General features: G+C 42.8%; 14 protein-coding genes and 1 tRNA gene. 12 read left to right on the top strand and 3 right to left on the bottom strand.

The window, feature by feature from the left end; all coding sequences use genetic code 11:
* Window positions 1-73 precede the first annotated feature (73 nt).
* The 3 genes from WJP93_RS08615 to rhaM all read left to right on the top strand — a co-directional run bounded on the left by WJP93_RS08615 (window position 74) and on the right by rhaM (window position 2149).
* Window positions 74-145, top strand: a tRNA-Gly gene (locus WJP93_RS08615).
* Between the two features lie 132 nt (window positions 146-277).
* Window positions 278-1672 (top strand): MATE family efflux transporter, encoded by a 1395-nt coding sequence (locus WJP93_RS08610; RefSeq protein WP_337547795.1) that lies wholly within the window; start codon window positions 278-280, stop codon window positions 1670-1672.
* Window positions 1673-1837: 165 nt separating this feature from the next.
* Window positions 1838-2149, top strand: a complete 312-nt coding sequence (gene rhaM / locus WJP93_RS08605; protein WP_066558293.1) for an L-rhamnose mutarotase — start codon at window positions 1838-1840, stop codon at window positions 2147-2149.
* 43 nt (window positions 2150-2192) lie between these two features.
* On the opposite strand, the gene truA is transcribed toward rhaM, so the two are convergent.
* Together truA and WJP93_RS08595 are read right to left on the bottom strand one after the other, a co-directional pair.
* Window positions 2193-2936, bottom strand: a complete 744-nt coding sequence (truA, locus tag WJP93_RS08600) for a tRNA pseudouridine(38-40) synthase TruA (RefSeq protein ID WP_118614527.1) — start codon at window positions 2934-2936, stop codon at window positions 2193-2195.
* A gap of 61 nt (window positions 2937-2997) precedes the next feature.
* Window positions 2998-7263 carry an acyl-CoA dehydratase activase-related protein gene (locus tag WJP93_RS08595; protein WP_337547793.1) on the bottom strand — a complete coding sequence of 1422 codons (4266 nt, stop codon included), beginning with the start codon at window positions 7261-7263 and terminating at the stop codon, window positions 2998-3000.
* A gap of 330 nt (window positions 7264-7593) precedes the next feature.
* Between WJP93_RS08595 and WJP93_RS08590 the strand changes: the two genes are divergently transcribed.
* From WJP93_RS08590 to WJP93_RS08550, 9 genes are all read left to right on the top strand, one after another.
* The gene (locus tag WJP93_RS08590; protein WP_262536380.1) at window positions 7594-8460 is read left to right on the top strand and encodes a hypothetical protein; all 867 of its coding nucleotides are present in this window, start codon (window positions 7594-7596) and stop codon (window positions 8458-8460) included.
* Between the two features lie 68 nt (window positions 8461-8528).
* Entirely contained in the window at window positions 8529-9965 is a 1437-nt protein-coding gene (pyk, locus tag WJP93_RS08585; protein WP_227102205.1) for a pyruvate kinase, read from the top strand.
* Window positions 9966-10171: 206 nt separating this feature from the next.
* Complete coding sequence (locus WJP93_RS08580; RefSeq protein ID WP_227102206.1) at window positions 10172-11437, top strand: diaminopimelate decarboxylase; 1266 nt, start codon at window positions 10172-10174, stop codon at window positions 11435-11437.
* Between the two features lie 221 nt (window positions 11438-11658).
* Window positions 11659-12711 (top strand): recombinase RecA, encoded by a 1053-nt coding sequence (gene recA / locus WJP93_RS08575; RefSeq protein WP_118614511.1) that lies wholly within the window; start codon window positions 11659-11661, stop codon window positions 12709-12711.
* Complete coding sequence (locus tag WJP93_RS08570) at window positions 12708-13262, top strand: regulatory protein RecX (RefSeq protein ID WP_337547790.1); 555 nt, start codon at window positions 12708-12710, stop codon at window positions 13260-13262. Before recA ends, WJP93_RS08570 begins: the two co-directional genes overlap by 4 nt.
* Before the next feature lie 138 nt (window positions 13263-13400).
* Window positions 13401-14948 carry a ribonuclease Y gene (rny, locus tag WJP93_RS08565; RefSeq protein ID WP_337547788.1) on the top strand — a complete coding sequence of 516 codons (1548 nt, stop codon included), beginning with the start codon at window positions 13401-13403 and terminating at the stop codon, window positions 14946-14948.
* Between the two features lie 118 nt (window positions 14949-15066).
* Window positions 15067-15624 (top strand): hypothetical protein, encoded by a 558-nt coding sequence (locus WJP93_RS08560; protein ID WP_337547787.1) that lies wholly within the window; start codon window positions 15067-15069, stop codon window positions 15622-15624.
* A 102-nt stretch (window positions 15625-15726) separates the two neighbouring features.
* On the top strand, window positions 15727-16818 hold the full coding sequence (locus WJP93_RS08555) for a GTP-binding protein (RefSeq protein ID WP_337547784.1): 1092 nt from the start codon (window positions 15727-15729) through the stop codon (window positions 16816-16818).
* A 100-nt stretch (window positions 16819-16918) separates the two neighbouring features.
* Entirely contained in the window at window positions 16919-17860 is a 942-nt protein-coding gene (locus tag WJP93_RS08550) for a GTP-binding protein (protein ID WP_337547782.1), read from the top strand.
* A gap of 137 nt (window positions 17861-17997) precedes the next feature.
* Here WJP93_RS08550 and WJP93_RS08545 read toward each other — a convergent pair whose 3' ends face one another.
* Window positions 17998-18420: an aspartate carbamoyltransferase regulatory subunit gene (locus WJP93_RS08545; RefSeq protein WP_337547780.1), complete on the bottom strand. Its 423-nt coding sequence runs from the start codon at window positions 18418-18420 to the stop codon at window positions 17998-18000.
* Window positions 18421-18424: the final 4 nt, after the last annotated feature.

The raw sequence follows: 18424 nt of genomic DNA, 5'->3' as shown, positions 1-18424 counted from the left end.
AAGGTCAGGGTAGGAAATGGTAATAGGTTTGGATGAAAAGTTTGTGTGCAGTTTTTAAGGTACATATAAGTATGCGCGAGTGGCTCAGTGGTGGAGTATCGCCTTGCCAAGGCGAGGGTCGCGGGTTCGAATCCCGTCTCGCGCTTCTAAAACCTCCTGATCAAATTCAGGAGGTTTTTTGATTTAACAGCTTCGAAGAAGCGATTAAGCCCGACAGGGCGGTTTTGCGCATGATAAGCGCGGGTGAGCTGTAGCTGAGGGAAAAAGGAGAAAGATTATGAAGAAGAAGCTAAGGCGCTACATAGGCGACAGGCATTTTTACAAAATGCTGCTTGCAATTGTTGTACCGATTATCATTCAGAATGGCATTACCAATTTTGTCAGTTTGCTTGATAATCTGATGGTTGGACGCATTGGAACAGAGCAAATGTCAGGTGTTGCAATCGTCAATCAGTTAATTTTTGTTTTTAATCTGTGTATTTTTGGTGCAGTTTCTGGTGCCGGAATCTTTACTGCACAGTTTTTTGGACATGGCGATTATGAGGGTGTGCGAAATACGTTTCGTTTTAAATTTCTCATCAGCATCGCTTTTTCTGTAATTGGTATCGCTGCATTTGTGTCAGCAGGTTCACAGTTGATCTCACTATTTCTTCATGAAGGAGGAGAGTCTGGTGATATCATGCAGACATTGAAATATGGCGAGCAGTATCTGGGTTGGATTTTGATCGGCTTGCTTCCGTTTGCGCTCAGTCAGGTATATTCGGGCACACTTCGTGAGACAGGCGAGACGATTGTGCCTATGGTTGCAGGTGTGGCAGCTGTATTTGTCAATCTGATTTTCAACTATCTCTTAATTTATGGAAGCTTTGGGTTCCCGAAATTAGGCGTTGAGGGTGCTGCAATTGCAACAGTTTTGTCTCGTTATGTGGAACTTGGTATTATCGCTGTATGGTCTCATACACATACAGATAAGGTACCATATATTAAAGGTGTATACCGCACTCTTAAGATACCAAAGGAACTGACACAGCAAATTGTGGCAAAGGGACTTCCTCTTATTTTAAATGAAGCATTGTGGGCATTTGGTATTGCTATTTTAAATCAGTGTTATTCAACAAGAGGACTGGCAGCTGTAGCCGGAATCAATATTTCCTCAACGATCACAAATTTGTTCAATGTCGTATTTATTGCTATGGGAAGTGCGCTGGCGATAATTGTAGGACAGCTTTTGGGAGCAGGAAAACTAAAGGAAGCAAAAGAAACAGATACAAAGCTTATCTTTGCTTCAGTAGCAAGCTGTTTTGTAATCGGAACAATCATGGCAATAGTTGCACCGCTGTTCCCACAGCTCTACAATACGACCGATGAAGTTAAAGAGCTCGCTACATTTTTTATTATATTCTCAGCATTTATGATGCCGTTCAATGCATTTTTGCATTCAGCTTATTTTACGCTTCGTTCTGGCGGCAAGACACTTATTACCTTCTTTTTCGATGCCGGATTTGTATGGATTGTTTCCATTCCGCTTGCCATGATGCTTTCACGTTTGACTGATATGCCAGTGCGTGTTCTTTATGCGTGCTGCACAGGAGCTGATCTGATAAAGGTTGTTATAGGCTATATTCTTGTAAAACGTGGAAAATGGGTTGTAAAAATCGTTGATAATGATTGATATTGCACAATATCCTTTTGATTCTGACATGATGTGCTCTTGAATAAAAATATGGAATAGAGTAAAATATTCATGAAAGTAATGGCTCCGTGAAACTTCTTAAAAGAGAAGCAAATGTTACTGTTTACAGGACAAAGCGGAAAAAATTGAAAGGATGGCAGGAAAATGATTAAAGGATTTAAGATGAAGCTGTACCCAGGTATGGAGGCAGAGTACGAGAAGAGACATAACCAGCTGTGGCCAGAGATGAAGGATATGATTCATGAGCATGGCGGAAAGAACTATACTATCTTCTTAGATCGCGAGACTCTGACATTATTTGGTTATATCGAGATCGAAAATGAGGAGCTTTGGGCAAAGGGCGCAGACACTGCAATCAACCGCAAGTGGTGGGATTTCATGGCAGATATCATGGAGACTAATCCAGACAACAGCCCAGTATCTATCGACTTAAAGACCGTATTCCACTTAGATTAAATCTAAAAAAACGTTTCCAGTCAAAGCGGCTGGAAACGTTTTTTTAATTATAGTCTACTTCAATTAGGCAAAGTCCCTGCGCCGGAGCAGTAGGTCCTGCAAGACTTCTTTTTTTACCCTGAAGAATTGTAATGACATCATTTGGCTGCATGCGGTGAAAGCCAACTTCAAGCAGTGTACCAGTCATAATGCGCACCATATGCTGCAAAAAGCCATCTCCGTGGAAAGAAAGTGTAAGGTAATCACCTTTTTGCTGGATGCGGATTGAATCGACTGTGCGGACAGTGCTTTTATTCATTTTGGGATTGCCGCAGAAGCTGGCAAAATCGTGCATGCCAGTCAGATAAGCGGCAGCCTGATTCATAGCAGCAATATCTGGCATTCCCTCTAATCTTGTAACGTATCGGCGGTCAAAGACAGGCTTTGTCTGACCAACATAGCAGGTATAGCAATATGTTTTTCCAGTGGCATTGTAACGGCTGTGAAAACGCTGTGAAGCTTCAGAAACCTCCAAGATAACAATGTCATCTGGAAGATAGCGATTCATATAGTCACGAATTTCACGTACAGGAAGCGTTGTGTCAAGAAGTGCATTAGCTGTCATAGCCTTTGCGTGTACACCGGCATCAGTGCGGCCGGCGCCGACTAGCTTTACAGTATCAGTATCGCACATTTTTGCAAGAACAGCCTCAATTTTTCCCTGAATCGTGTCATCAGTATGCTTCTGATGCTCCCAGCCACTGTAACGGCTTCCATCGTAGCTGATGGTAAAACGATAATTATTCATGAAAATTACTCCTATTTTGCATCAGGTCAGCTCCTATAAATGGAACTGACCTGATTGTTTATTATTTCTTATTCTTTTGATCTTTATCCAGATTACTCTGTGCAGTTGCAAGCATCAGCTTGATACGATTCAGCTGATTAACTTCTGAAGCGCCTGGATCGTAATCGACAGCGATTATATTAGATTCTGGATATTGGTGTCTGATCTCTTTAATAACACCCTTTCCAACAATATGGTTTGGCAGGCAGCCAAATGGCTGTGTGCAGACAACATTGTTGACGCCGCTGTGAATCAGCTCCATGATTTCACCTGTCAAAAACCAACCTTCACCTGTCTGATTTCCGATTGATACGAGTGGATCTGCATATTTTGCAAGATCACGAATGTCAGCAGGCGGTGTAAAGTGCTTACTCTGGGCAAATGCCTTTCGTGCTGCTTTTCTCATATATTCAAGAGCGGTAATGCCGATATTGCACATTCTGGCAGCAGCACTGCTTGTGCCAAGTTTTTCAGCCTTAAAGTTGCTGTTGTAGAAGCAGTACAGGAAGAAGTCAAGCATATCTGGCATAACAGCCTCAGCGCCCTCGCGCTCAAGAAGTTCAACAAGATGATTATTTGCTTGTGGAAGGAACTTTACTAAGATCTCACCGACAATTCCGACTCTTGGAATAACTTTATCTTCATAGATCGGAATATTATCAAAGTCGCGGATCATATCCTTAATAATGTGGTTAAAACGTGTCATGCTAGGAGCACGCTTTAAGTCATTGTTGCAGATACGTTTCCATTTTTCATGCATTGCATTGACAGAACCAGGAACCTTCTCATATGGGCGCATACGATATACGGTGCGCATGAAGATATCGCCATATACGATAGCCTGTACAGCACGGATGGCGAGAGCAGGAGTGTAGGTCATACCCGGATTTGCCTCAAGCTTACTTAAATTAAGTGAGACAACAGGAATCTGAGCCATTCCAGCCTTTTCTAGTGCACGGCGGATAAAGCCGACATAATTACTTGCACGGCAGCCGCCTCCAGTCTGAGTCATAAAGATAGCAACATGGTTAAGATCATAGCGGCCTGATAACAGAGCATCCATGATCTGGCCGACAACAATCAGTGACGGATAGCAGGCATCATTATTTACATATTTCAAACCAACATCGACAGCTGTGCGGCTTTCCTTCATGATTTCAACATTATAACCGGAGCTTCTGAGTGCAGTTTCAAGCAGATCAAAGTGGATCGGACTCATCTGCGGACAAAGAATGGTGTAGTTTTTCTTCATTTCCTTTGTGAAGAGAACACGGTTATAGGCAGAAGAAACAACATGGCGCTCAATATGCTTTTGCTCGCGGACGCGGATTGCAGAAAGCAGGGAGCGGATACGTATACGCGCTGCACCAAGGTTATTTACTTCATCAATTTTAAGGACAGTATAGATCTTTCCTGAGCCGGTCAAAATATCATTGACCTGATCTGTTGTTACGGCATCAAGACCGCAGCCAAAGGAATTTAGCTGGATCAGATCAAGATTTTCCTGTGTGCGCACAAACTGTGCAGCTGCATAAAGTCTGGAGTGATACATCCACTGGTTTAATACAATCAGACGACCATCCATCTTTGCCAGATGAGAGATGGAATCCTCTGTTAATACTGCAATACCATAGGAGGTGATCAATTCCGGAATACCATGGTTGATCTCAGGATCGACATGATAAGGACGACCAGCAAGAACAATACCGCGTTTTCCTGTCTTCTTTAAATATTCAAGAGTCTCCTCACCCTTTTTCTGGATATCTTCACGGCATTTTTGCATCTCAAGCCAGCCGGCGTGAGCGGCTTCACGAATTTCGTCCTCTGGAATGCCAAGCTTTCCAAACTCCTCAACGAGACGCTTTGTCATGATCTCCTCGTTTGTAAGAGCTAAAAATGGATTCATAAAGGTAACGTCAGGACTGCGAAGCTCCTCAACATTGTTTTTAATGTTTTCTGCATATGAAGTAACGATTGGGCAGTTGTAGTGGTTCTGCGCATCATCAAACTCTACGCGCTCATATGGAATACAAGGGTAGAAGATAAAGTGTACATTGTTGCGAAGCAGCCATGTAACATGACCATGAGCAAGCTTTGCAGGATAACACTCAGATTCACTTGGTATAGACTCAATACCCATCTCATATATAGAGCGGTTGGAATCAGGAGAGAGTACAACGCGGTAGCCAAGCTTCTTAAAGAAAACTGCCCACAGCGGGAAATTCTCATACATGTTTAATACACGCGCAATTCCAACAGTTCCGCGTTTTGCATCCTTTTCTTCAAGCGGCTCATAATCAAAAATACGATGATACTTGTAATCAAAAAGGTTTGGAATATTTTCCGTATTCTTCTCCTTGCCAAGACCACGCTCACAGCGGTTTCCAAATATGTAATGACTGCCGTTGCTGAAACGGTTGATTGTCAGAAGACAGTGGTTAGTACAGCCCTGGCAGCGTGTCAGACGTGTTGTATATTTTAAAGACAAAATGTCATTCATGGACAGCATGCTTGTCTTTGGTTCCTTATGTGACTGATAATATTCTCTTGCAACAAGAGCAGCACCAAAGGCACCCATGATTCCAGCAATGTCTGGACGGACAGCTTCACAGCCAGCAATCTTTTCAAAGCTTCTAAGAACAGCATCATTATAGAAGGTACCGCCTTGCACAACAACATGCTTTCCAAGATCAGAAGCATCATTGATTTTTATAACCTTAAATAACGCATTTTTGATAACGGAGTATGCAAGACCGGCTGAGATATCGGCAACAGTAGCACCTTCCTTTTGTGCCTGCTTTACGTTTGAATTCATAAATACTGTACAGCGAGTTCCAAGGTCGGTAGGATTTTTAGCAAAAAGCGCAGCCTTTGCAAAATCGACAACTGTATAATTTAAGGATTTTGCAAATGTCTCGATGAATGAGCCGCAGCCAGAGGAACATGCTTCATTTAACTGAACGCTGTCGACGGTATGATTTTTGATCTTAATGCACTTCATGTCCTGACCGCCGATATCAAGGATACAGTCAACATCAGGCTGGAAGAAGGATGCCGCATAGTAGTGAGCAACAGTCTCAACCTCACCCATATCAAGCTGAAGTGCTGCCTTAATAAGTGCTTCACCGTAGCCAGTGGAACATCCGTAGGCAATTGTAACGTCATCAGGCATCTGCTCATAAATTTCACGGATTGCGCGAACAGTTGTTGAGAGCGGGCTTCCATTATTATTGCTGTAGAAGGAATATAAAAGAGATCCATCCTCAGCGACAAGAGCAACCTTTGTAGTTGTGGAGCCGGCATCAACACCGAAGAAGCATTTGCCGTGGTATTCGCGAAGATTTCCCTTCTTTACAGTGTGCTGTTTATGACGCACTGTGAAATCTTCATATTCTTTTTCAGAAGCAAACAAAGGATCCATACGCTTGATCTCAAAATTCATCTTGATGCCTTTTGTAAGGCGGTCAATCATCTGAGTAATCGGCGTAACTGTAGTGCCCACTTTTACATTCATCGCAGCACCAATTGCTGCAAATAAATGAGAGTGCTCTGGAGCAATAATATGTTCATCTGTAAGATGAAGTGTGCGGATAAAAGCTTCTTTTAACTGATCCAGAAAGTGGAGCGGACCACCAAGGAAAGCAACATTACCGCGGATTGGTTTACCACAGGCAAGACCTGAAATAGTCTGATTAACAACAGCCTGAAAGATAGAGGCAGCCAAATCTTCCTTGGCAGCACCTTCATTGATCAGAGGCTGAATATCTGTCTTTGCGAATACGCCGCAGCGTGCCGCGATAGGATAAATTTCATGGTAATTTTTTGCAAGCTCATTTAAGCCAGATGCATCTGTCTGCAAAAGAGAAGCCATCTGGTCAATAAAAGAACCGGTACCTCCAGCGCAGATACCGTTCATACGCTGATCGACACCGCCGGTAAAGTAGATGATTTTAGCATCCTCACCGCCAAGCTCAATCGCAACATCTGTCTGAGGCGCGTAGTCTTTTAAACTGGTGGCAACAGCAACAACCTCCTGTACAAATGGGATGTCAAGATGTTTTGCGAGTGTCAGACCACCAGAACCGGTGATGGAGGAAGCCAGATCCATTGGACCTAATTTGTCATATGCTTTTGTTAAAAGTTCGGCAAGTGTTTCCTGAATATTTGCAAAATGGCGCTGATAATCGGAAAACAAAAGCTTGTTTTCGCTGTCGAGGATGGCAACCTTGACAGTCGTAGAACCGATATCAATGCCGAGACGATTATATGTTTTATTTGATGTACCCATTAAAAACCTCCTTAATGAAATGATACATTATAAAAATAAATATGGAAATGAATGATATTTAAACTATGGCAATAAAATCCAAAATACAGATGAATTATAGCGGTTTTTGAAAAAAAATGCAAGGTACTAATAAAAATGTAAGAATGAATTTATATTTCAGACGCGTACTAATGTGGTTTTATGAGGGATACAAACTAATTTAAGAATGCTCTCTAAAAAAGTTTGACAAACAAACGTGTGAAAACTATAATAGAGGTATGTGTGAAAAAGAGAATAAAAAAAGATAAAGATGATCCGGTCGGGGGGAAGCCGGGCGAGAAAGGATTATCTATGAAATTTCTGAACAAGCTTGAGCGTAAATTTGGTCGGTATGCCGTTCCAAATCTGATGCTCTACATCATTATTCTTAATGCGGCAGGGCTTTTGATCACCATCATGTATCCGCAGGCACAGTACTATCTGTGTTGGTCCACAAGTGCCATTCTTCATGGACAGATCTGGCGAATTGTTTCATTTATTCTTGTGCCGTACACGACAAGCCCTGTTAATTTTTTGATTTTTGCATTTTTGTATTATTCGATTTCCCAGACGCTTGAGCGTGTATGGGGATCTTTCCGCATGGATATGTACATCATTACTGGTCTGCTTGGAACAATTGTGGCAGCGTTTCTGGTGTACTTTGTGTTTGGTGTGGAGATGGGTATGCAGGTCAGCATCTCTTACCTTAGCAACTCATTATTTTTAGCGCTGGCAGCTACTTTCCCGGATGTGCAGTTTTTGCTGTTTTTCATTATTCCGATCAAGGCAAAGTGGATGGCGCTTTTGAGTGCAGTAATGTACCTCTATGATCTGATGCAGGTTGTAAACGGATTAGGCTGGATGCCGTATGGTTTTGCAATGCTGATCATGATTGTATTTTCACTTATAAATTTTATACTTTATTTCCTCGGCACGAGAGATCTTCAGCGGATCAACCCCAAAGAGGTACATCGAAGAAGAGATTTTCAAAAGAAGATGGGGGAGAGGGAACAAAGCGGCAGGCCACTGCATAAGTGCACCGTCTGCGGAAGAACAGATAAGGATTTTCCAGATCTGGAGTTTCGTTATTGTTCAAAGTGTGACGGCGCTTACGAGTATTGCAGCGAGCATCTTTATACGCATAAGCACATTGTTGCACATTCGTATGATAAGCAGTAATATGACAGGCAGTAATTGGCAGCGTTTGTAAACGTGCAAAAAAATCGAATGGAGAAGAAAAAAAGAGTATGAAGAGAACAAAAATTGTTTGTACTATGGGTCCGAAAACAGAGAATGTTGAGCTTTTGAAGGAAATGATCAAAAGCGGCATGAATGTTGCCCGTTTCAACTTTTCTCATGGAAGTCATGAGGAGCATGCAGGACGTATGGCACTTGTTGAGGAAGCAAGAAAGGCTGTGAATATTCCTGTTGCCACTATGCTTGATACGAAGGGACCAGAAATTCGTACTGGAAGCGTACCAGGGGATAAGAAGGTTACGCTTGTAGAAGGACAGGATTTTGATCTTACAATTGATCAGAGCGTAGAGACAACACAAAAAAGCGCATCTATTACCTATGAAGGTCTTGTTGCAGATGCTGAAATTGGCTGCCGTATTTTGATTGATGATGGTTTGATCGAGTTAAAGGTTATTTCTAAGGAAGAAAATGTTCTGCACTGTACAGTTGTAAACGGCGGTGAGTTAGGCTCTAAGAAGGGTGTAAACGTACCGAATGTAAAGATCAATCTGCCAGGAATTACTGAGAAGGATAAGAAGGATATCTTATTTGGTATTGATCAGGGATTTGATTTTGTGGCAGCATCATTCGTAAGAAATGCAGCTTGTATCGAGGAAATCCGCGATATTTTAAATATTCATGGAAGCAGAATGCGCATCATTGCAAAGATTGAGAGCGCAGAGGGTATTGAAAATATTGATGAGATTTTGCAGGCAGCAGACGGCATCATGGTTGCAAGAGGTGATCTTGGTGTTGAAATTCCGGCAGAATTAGTTCCTCATATCCAAAAGACAATCATCGATAAGTGTAATGAAGCACAAAAGCCAGTTATCACAGCTACTCAGATGCTTGATTCTATGATACGTAATCCACGCCCTACAAGAGCAGAGGTTACTGACGTTGCAAATGCAATCTATGATGGAACAGATGCTGTTATGCTTTCAGGTGAGACAGCAGCAGGACGTTATCCGCTTGAGGCAGTTCGCATGATGACAAAGATTGCAGAGTCATCTGAGCCATATCTTGATTATCGTACTTATAACCGCAGAGATGTAAAGCGTTCTGATCATGTGATTTCAAACGCACTCAGCAGTGCAACAGTACGTACAGCAGAGATTCTTAATGCAAAGGCAATCATTGTGCCAACGATGCATGGATTTACTGCAAATCTGTTGTCAAACTGGAGACCAAAATGCCGTATCATTGGTATGTCTCCAAATTGGGATGTTTTACGTAAAATGCAGTTGAATTGGGGCGTAACACCGGTTAAGGCTATGAGGGAGACTGATACCGATGAGCTGATTGAGCATTCCGTGAATACTGTAAAGGAGATGGGCTATATTGAGTCCGGAGATACCGTTATTGTTACAGTTGGCGTAAAGCATAAGAATCAGCCAAGCTACGCAATCGGCGAGACAAACAATATGAGAGTAATCGTAGTCAATTGATTTAACAGTTCATTCGAGTGCAATTGTTTAGGAAAAAACATGCTTGCATGTTTTTTCTAAACATTGCACTCGAAAGGAGCGCCATTTCATGAGCAAAATAGCTGCGAAGCAGCGAAAAGCCTGTTAGGGCGGTTTTGCGAATGAATAATGGCGCGGATGAACTGTAACGATAGGATAAAGAAGTACACAGCGAGGAGAGACACATTATGGAAAAAAAACCGTTCGTAACATTAGAGCAAGTAAAAGAGATGGCTGCATCATATCCGACTCCATTTCATCTGTACGATGAAAAAGGAATCCGCGAGAATGCCAGAAAGCTAAAGGCTGCGTTTGCATGGAATCCAAACTTCCATGAATATTTTGCTGTAAAGGCAACGCCAAACCCGTACATCATGGATATCTTAAAGTCAGAGGGAATCGGCGCAGACTGTTCATCTTATACAGAGCTTTTGATGTCAGATGCTGTTGGCCTTAAGGGTCATGATATCATGTTTTCTTCTAACGTAACACCTGCAGAGGATTTTAAAAAGGCTGCTGAGCTTGGTGCAATCATTAACTTTGATGATGTGTCTCTTATTGATTTCTATGAGGAGATTGGCGCACCATTTTTAGAGACAATGTGCTGTCGTTATAATCCGGGCGGAAACTTTACGCTGCATAATGAGATTATGGATACGCCTAAGGATGCAAAGTATGGCATGACAAAGGAGCAGATGAAGGAGGCTTTTACAAAGTTAAAGGCACATGGCGTTAAGCACTTTGGAATCCACGCATTTTTAGCATCAAATACAGTAGCACTTGGCTACTATCCGAAGCTGGCAAGAATTTTATTTGAGCTGGCTGTAGAGCTGTCGAAAGAGGTTGGCGTTCATATCGCATTTGTAAATCTTTCAGGTGGTGTCGGTATTGCATATCGCCCAGATCAGGAACCAAATGATATCATGGCAATCGGTGCAGCCGTAAAAGAGGCATATGATGAGGTTCTCGTTCCAGCAGGAATGGATGATGTTGCTATTTTCACAGAACTTGGCCGTTTCATGCTTGCACCATATGGCTGTCTTGTAGCAAAGGTGCTTCATGAAAAGCATATCTGGAAGGATTATGTCGGACTTGATGCGTGTGCAGCAAATCTGATGCGTCCGGCAATGTATGGTGCTTATCATCATATCACCGTACTTGGCAAAGAGAACGAGCCGTGTGATCATATGTATGATGTGACAGGCGGTTTATGTGAGAACAACGATAAGTTTGCAATCGACCGTATGCTGCCAAAGATCGACATCGGAGATTATGTTGTAATTCACGATACAGGTGCGCATGGATTTTCAATGGGCTATAATTATAACGGCAAATTAAGAAGTGCAGAGCTTTTACTTAAAGAAGATGGCACTGTAAAGCAGATTCGCCGTGCAGAGACACCGCAGGACTACTTTGCAACGCTTGATTATCCGGGCTTGAAGGACGAAAAATAAAAACAAAAATAAAAGCCTCGGCTGGTTTGCAGCCGGGGTTTTTATTTGTCGAAAATTGCGTTAAATTTCCACTTCACAAAACATGTGTTTTGGTGTATTATAAAGAGGAATCGAAAAATATCTTGTTGACAAAAGTGTCGAACTGGTGTATTATATAGTATAGATACGAACATGCGTTCATAAAAAGCGTACAGACTATTCTGTACAGAAAGAGGTAAGATTTGGATAAGAATAATCAGGAAAAGCTTAAGGCATTGGACGTTGCGTTAACTCAGATTGAGAAGGCTTACGGCAAGGGTGCCGTTATGAAGCTTGGCGATTCTGGCGCAAATATGAATATTGAGGTTGTACCGACAGGTTCCCTTAGTCTTGATATTGCACTTGGACTTGGCGGACTGCCGAAAGGTCGTATTATTGAGATTTACGGACCAGAATCAAGTGGTAAGACAACTGTTGCTCTTCATGCAGTTGCAGAGGTTCAGAAAAGAGGCGGCATTGCAGGCTTTATTGATGCTGAGCATGCACTTGATCCTGTTTATGCAAGAAATATTGGTGTTGATATTGATAATCTCTACATATCTCAGCCGGATAATGGAGAGCAGGCACTTGAAATCACTGAGACGATGGTTCGCTCAGGTGCTATTGATATTGTGATTGTTGATTCTGTTGCAGCACTTGTTCCAAAGGCAGAGATCGATGGCGATATGGGTGATTCCCATGTGGGTCTTCAGGCAAGACTTATGTCACAGGCACTTCGTAAGCTGACAGCAGCAATCAGCCGTTCCAATTGTATCGTAATTTTCATCAATCAGCTGCGTGAGAAGGTTGGCGTTATGTTTGGAAATCCAGAGACGACTACTGGTGGACGTGCACTTAAGTTCTATTCATCTGTTCGTCTTGATGTGCGCCGTGTAGAGTCCTTGAAGCTGGCAGGTGAGGTAATCGGAAACCATACAAGAATTAAGGTAGTAAAGAATAAGATTGCTCCGCCATTTAAAGAAGCAGAGTTTGATATCATGTTTGGAAAGGGTATTTCTAAGGAAGGCGATGTGCTTGATCTTGCGGTGAATTTAAATATCATTGTCAAGGCAGGTGCATGGTTCTCTTATAATGATGCAAAGATTGGCCAGGGACGTGAGAATGCGAAGATTTATTTGTCACAGCATCCTGATATCATGGCTGAGGTTGAGAATAAGGTACGTGCACACTATAACCTTCCGCTTAAGGATGCAGAGCCGACAGCACTAGCAGAGTCAGGGGATGATGCAGAGTGAAGCAGTGGGAGACAAGCGAGCTGTATCGCGAGGTAAAGAGCCGTCCGTCTGAGGACGGTTCTTTGCCTTTTCAGAAAGATTCAGAAGGTTTTAACACCGAGGCCAGAAGACGCTGCCTGCATCTTCTCGAGTACAGTCCACGAACGGTTTATCAGCTGAAAAAACGCCTAATGGACGATGGCTTTTCGGCAGAACAGACAGATGATGCTATTCGTTACGCCGAAAGCTTTGGCTATGTGGATGATGGAAATTATGCTATGGAATATGTTCGGACTGGCTGTCAGAAAAAGAGCAGGCGTCAGCTTTATATGCAGCTTTCAAGCCGCGGTGTGGATAAGGAATCAATTGAAGATGCACTTGAGGCCTATGCAGATGAACAGGAAAATACGGTGCGCCGTCTGGCACGAAAGCGTCTTATGCAAAAGCCGCCTCGCACAGAAGAAGATTTTTTAAAGGCAGTAAAAAGTCTTGTATCAAAGGGATTTCCGTACGAAATGGCAAAACGTGCTGTCTGGGAACTGCGTGATGAGTATGGTTCTACAAATAAATAGGCAAAGAAAGGCTGGATGTATGTTGGATTCCACAAAACGTCTTGACTTTTATAAATGAATCGTATAAAATTATACTGTTGCCTGTTTATATATGAAATATAAACCGTACAATGAAAATTTCATAAAGGAGGTGCTCCTGTGGTTCCTATTATTATTACAGCAGCGGTTACTGCAGTGATTGTTGCTGTTATCGTCTGGTTCGTCGCAACCGGCATCCAGCAGTCCAAGTACAAAGCGACCGTTGGAAGTGCGGAGGAGAGATCCAGAACAATAATAGACGATGCTCTTAAGACCGCAGAAAGCAAAAAACGCGAGGTGCTTCTTGAGGCGAAGGAAGAAAACCTGAAAGCTCAAAATGAACTCGAAAAAGAGATCAAAGAACGCCGAAGCGAATTGTCCAGAATGGAAAAGCGTGCTGTCAATAAAGAAGAGGCGCTTGACAGAAAGACAAGTATTTTAGAAAAGCGGGAAGCGAGCCTGAATGCAAAGGAAGAAAGCCTGAACAGAAAACATGCAAAGGCTGACGAACTTACGGCACAGATTTCTCAGGAACTGGAACGTGTTTCAGGTATGACCTCCGAACAAGCAAAAGAGTTTTTATTCAAGAGCGTGGAAAACGAAGTAAAACTTGACACTGCAAAGATGATTAAGGAGATGGAGGCAAAGGCAAAGGATGAGGCATCCGCGAAGGCAAGGGAATATGTAGTGACTGCCATTCAAAGATGTGCTGCCGATCATGTAGCAGAGACAACAATCTCAGTTGTTCAGCTGCCAAATGATGAGATGAAGGGAAGAATTATCGGACGTGAAGGAAGAAATATTCGTACCCTTGAGACGCTTACCGGAGTAGAGCTTATTATTGATGATACACCGGAAGCAGTTGTTTTGTCCTCTTTTGATCCTATGAGAAGAGAAGTGGCAAGAATCGCTTTGGAAAAGCTGATCCTTGATGGCCGTATTCATCCGGCAAGAATCGAGGAGATGGTGGAGAAGGCGCAAAAAGAAGTTGAAGTAATGATTCGTGAAGAGGGAGAGGCAGCCCTGCTTGAGGTGGGTGTTCATGGCATCCATCCAGAGCTTGTAAAGCTTTTAGGACGCATGAAGTTCCGCACAAGCTACGGTCAGAATGCGTTAAAGCATTCAATCGAAGTTGCTCATCTTTCAGGACTGTTGGCCGCAGAGATGGGGTTAGATGTCCGTATGGCAAAGCGTGCCGGATTGTTACATGACATTGGAAAGGCAGTAGACCATGAGATGGAAGGCTCACATATTCAGCTGGGAGCCGAGCTGTGCCGCAAGTACAGAGAGTCCCAGATTGTGATCAATGCCGTTGAGTCCCACCATGGCGATGTAGAACCAACCTCTTTAATTGCATGCATCGTTCAGGCCGCAGATACAATTTCTGCAGCAAGACCAGGTGCAAGAAGAGAAACTCTCGAAGCGTACACGAATCGTCTGAAGCATTTGGAGGAGATTACCAATTCGTTTAAGGGAGTTGAGAAATCCTATGCAATTCAGGCGGGCCGAGAGGTTCGGATTATGGTTATTCCGGAACAGGTGTCAGATGCTGATATGGTTATTCTGGCCAGAAATGTTTCAAAGCAGATTGAAGCAGAGTTGGAGTATCCTGGACAGATCAAGGTAAGTGTGATCAGAGAGTCCAGAGTTACCGACATAGCAAAGTAATGATAAAAGGTGTTGTGAGAGCAGCACCTTTTTTCTTTTATATCACTTTCGCATATTCTCTTTTTACACAGCATAAAATATAGTTGCGTGATAAGCTTTGCTTAGGGGGAGGTGTGCGATGGATCTTAGGAGAAATTCTTTACTTTACAGCTTGCCGATTGTAATGTTTGTAGCAGGGATTTTTATTGGAACAGCAGTCAGTATTTGGCGCTCAGCGTATTTATATAAGCAAACGGTCTGCTATCTTCCGGCAGTTCATCTTCAAATCAAACAGGCAGGTTTTCCTTCTGGCTTTTTGAAGTATGTTTGCCGCCTTCGCCTGCCCGTTTTTTTGATGATAGCAGTGTCAGCTTTAACAAATGCTGCACCAGCTGCCTTTGCAGCAATCGCCTTTATTTCTGGTGTATCAGCAGCAGTTATAATCACATCAGCAACGATGCTTTTTGGCATCACAGGAATATTGCAGGCTCTGGCTCTTTTTCTGCCGCACTTTATCTTTTACATTTTTGGATACTGGGCACTTTACGAGCTAGCCTATAAACGCAGCGAATTTAGATTAGGAGAGCAAATCGGGATTTTATTTCGCATAGGGCTGATATGGGCTGTAGGGATAGGAAGCGAGGTGCTGCTGGCGCCGCTTGTGGTTACAAAAATATTTGTGGCGGTTTTTATTTGAAAAAGAAGGCTTGCAAAATATAAGCAAACATGCTAAGATACAAAGTTGGAAGCGGCAACGTTTGTTTTGTTGTACGAGAGTACAGAAAGGTATGGTTACACAATGACAAAAATTGATATTATTTCAGGTTTCCTGGGAGCAGGAAAGACAACCTTAATAAAGAAACTTTTACAGGAAGCATTAAATGGCCAGAAGGTCGTTTTGATTGAGAATGAGTTTGGTGAGATCGGCATTGACGGCGGCTTTTTAAAGGACGCTGGAATCCAGATTACTGAGATGAACTCAGGCTGCATCTGCTGCTCACTTGTAGGTGATTTTGGCGCTGCTTTAAAGAAAGTAGTTGAGCAGTATCATCCAGACCGCATTATTATTGAGCCATCAGGCGTAGGCAAGCTGTCTGATGTTATCGCAGCTGTTATGAACGTTGCAGGTGAGATTGATCTTGACTTAAACAGCTTTGTAACAGTTGCAGATGCGACAAAGTGCAAGATGTATATGAAGAACTTTGGTGAGTTCTATAACAATCAGGTTGAGAGCGCAAACACCATCATCTTAAGCAGAACTCAGGGAATGAAGGAAGAAAAGCTGGCTCAGGCAGTTTCCATGATTCAGGAGAAGAATGCAAAGGCAAGGATCATTACCACTCCGTGGGACGAGCTGACAGGTGAGCAGATTCTGGCTGTTATGGAGCAGGGTCATTCACTGGCAGAGGAGCTGATGGAAGAGGCTATGAAGCTTCATGAAGAAGAGGAGCATGAGCATCATCACCACGATCATGATGACGACGAGTGCGATTGTCACGAGCATCATCACGATCATGACGAGCATGAGCATCATCATGACCATGACGAGCATGGCGAGGAGTGCACATGTGGTTGCCACGATCATGATCATCATCACCATCACCATCATCATGCAGATGAGGTATTTACAAGCTGGGGCAAGGAGACTCCTAGAAAGTATACAAAGGAAGAGCTTGATGAAATTCTTGTTAAGCTGTCTGAGGAGACCGAGTTTGGTATTATCTTAAGAGCAAAGGGAATGCTGCCGGCAGCAGATGGCACATGGCTGTATTTCGACCTTGTTCCGGGTGAGTATGAGATCCGTAATGGTGCACCGGATTACACAGGAAGACTTTGTGTAATTGGTTCTAAGATGGATACCGATAAGTTAGAAAAGCTGTTTAAGCTGTAAGCGATAAAAAAGTAGAGAAACATGGCGATAGAGTTGCCAATCCTGTAATAAGGTGAGGCAGCTCTTCGTTATAAAAGCGTTAGAAAGGGAAGACAGTAACATGGCAAATGAGATACCAGTATATATGATCACCGGATTTCTGGAAGGCGGAAAGACATCATTTTTGAAATTTACGCTGCAGCAGGATTATTTTAATGATGGATCTAAGACACTTTTAATCCTTTGCGAAGAAGGAGAGACAGAGCTTGATCAGAAATTTATGGACAAGTATCATGTTGTGACAGAGACAATCGAGGAAGAGAGTGAATTAAACAGAGAGTACTTCCGTGAGGTAGGAAAGCGCCACAAGCCAGATCGTGTTATTATCGAGTATAATGGTATGTGGTCTCCAAAGAATATTACACAGCTTCCATTTCCATACTCATGGGAACTGTATCAGACGATCACTGTTCTCGACGGAAGCACCTTCCAGCTGTACTTAAATAATATCAAGTCACTTGCAATGGAACTTTTAACATACACTGATATGGTTGTTTTCAATCGCTGTACACAGGAGACGCCAATTGATACATTCAATCGTTCAATCAAGGCAGTAAACCGCCGTGCAGAGGTGATGTTTGAGACAAAGGATGGAGAGACTTTGCAGCCAGAAGATGTACTTCCTTATGACCGCGATCAGGATGTGATTCATCTTGAGGATGAGGATTACGGTATCTGGTATATTGATGCACAGGATAATCCAGATGAGTATGTCGGAAAGACCATTGTGTTCAAGGCAATGGTTATGAAGAATAAGGAGTTCCCGGCAGATGTGTTCGTTCCAGGAAGAAATGCGATGACATGCTGTGCCGATGATATTCGTTTCCTTGGCTTTGTCTGCAAGTATAAGGATACAGCGAGCTTAAAGAGACGTCAGTGGGTAATGGTCACTGCAACGTTTGAGTGGGAATATTCTGATCTTTATGGCGAGAAGGGACCGGTGCTTCGTGCGACTGAGGTTGCTCAGACAAGTGCACCGAAGGAAGATCTTGTATACTTCTAAAAAGTGTTGAATTATTAAAATTAGAGTTAATATGAAAACCCCATCAGCTTATTAGGTAAGCCGATGGGGTTTTTCAAAACAACATAACCTTTGCACGTAGCTCTATTATTTTGGCTTTTCTGATCAAGCTAGTACAATTAGCGATGCTTTGTCTCGCAGTAGATACAGCGATATACTTTATTTTCTTCATCTGTCAGATCAAATACGTGCGGCAGTTCCTGCTCAATGGAGGTGATGCAACGCGGATTCTTGCAGTGAATTACGTTTGTGATACGCTTTGGAAGACGAAGGATCTTCTTTTCAGAGATCACGCCATCCTTGATGATGTTAACGGTAATCTTGTGATCAATGTAGCCGAGTGCGTCAAGATCAAGCAGATCTAAGCTGCCCTCGATCTTGATGATATCCTTGCGGCCCATTTTGTTGCTCTTTGCATTTTTGATGATAGCAACCTGGCAGTCCAGTTCCTGAAGATTTAAATAATGGTAGATATCCATTGATTTTCCTGCCTGGATATGGTCGAGAACGACACCGTTATTAATACCACTGATGTTCAGCATAATA

This window comes from Anthropogastromicrobium sp. (genome assembly GCF_037349415.1).
Lineage (GTDB): Bacteria > Bacillota > Clostridia > Lachnospirales > Lachnospiraceae > Anthropogastromicrobium > Anthropogastromicrobium aceti.
Note: the sequence above shows the minus strand (reverse complement) of the source record. Positions and strands in the feature narration are given on the sequence as shown.

Bases quoted from the DNA above. Each gene is read 5' to 3' on its own strand.
- WJP93_RS08610 (WP_337547795.1), top strand. From the start codon at position 278: ATGAAGAAGAAGCTAAGGCGCTACATAGGCGACAGGCATTTTTACAAA.
- rhaM (WP_066558293.1), top strand. From the start codon at position 1,838: ATGATTAAAGGATTTAAGATGAAGCTGTACCCAGGTATGGAGGCAGAG.
- truA (WP_118614527.1), bottom strand. From the start codon at position 2,936: ATGAATAATTATCGTTTTACCATCAGCTACGATGGAAGCCGTTACAGT.
- WJP93_RS08595 (WP_337547793.1), bottom strand. From the start codon at position 7,263: ATGGGTACATCAAATAAAACATATAATCGTCTCGGCATTGATATCGGT.
- WJP93_RS08590 (WP_262536380.1), top strand. From the start codon at position 7,594: ATGAAATTTCTGAACAAGCTTGAGCGTAAATTTGGTCGGTATGCCGTT.
- pyk (WP_227102205.1), top strand. From the start codon at position 8,529: ATGAAGAGAACAAAAATTGTTTGTACTATGGGTCCGAAAACAGAGAAT.
- WJP93_RS08580 (WP_227102206.1), top strand. From the start codon at position 10,172: ATGGAAAAAAAACCGTTCGTAACATTAGAGCAAGTAAAAGAGATGGCT.
- WJP93_RS08560 (WP_337547787.1), top strand. From the start codon at position 15,067: ATGGATCTTAGGAGAAATTCTTTACTTTACAGCTTGCCGATTGTAATG.
- WJP93_RS08555 (WP_337547784.1), top strand. From the start codon at position 15,727: ATGACAAAAATTGATATTATTTCAGGTTTCCTGGGAGCAGGAAAGACA.
- WJP93_RS08550 (WP_337547782.1), top strand. From the start codon at position 16,919: ATGGCAAATGAGATACCAGTATATATGATCACCGGATTTCTGGAAGGC.
- WJP93_RS08545 (WP_337547780.1), bottom strand. From the start codon at position 18,420: ATGCTGAACATCAGTGGTATTAATAACGGTGTCGTTCTCGACCATATC.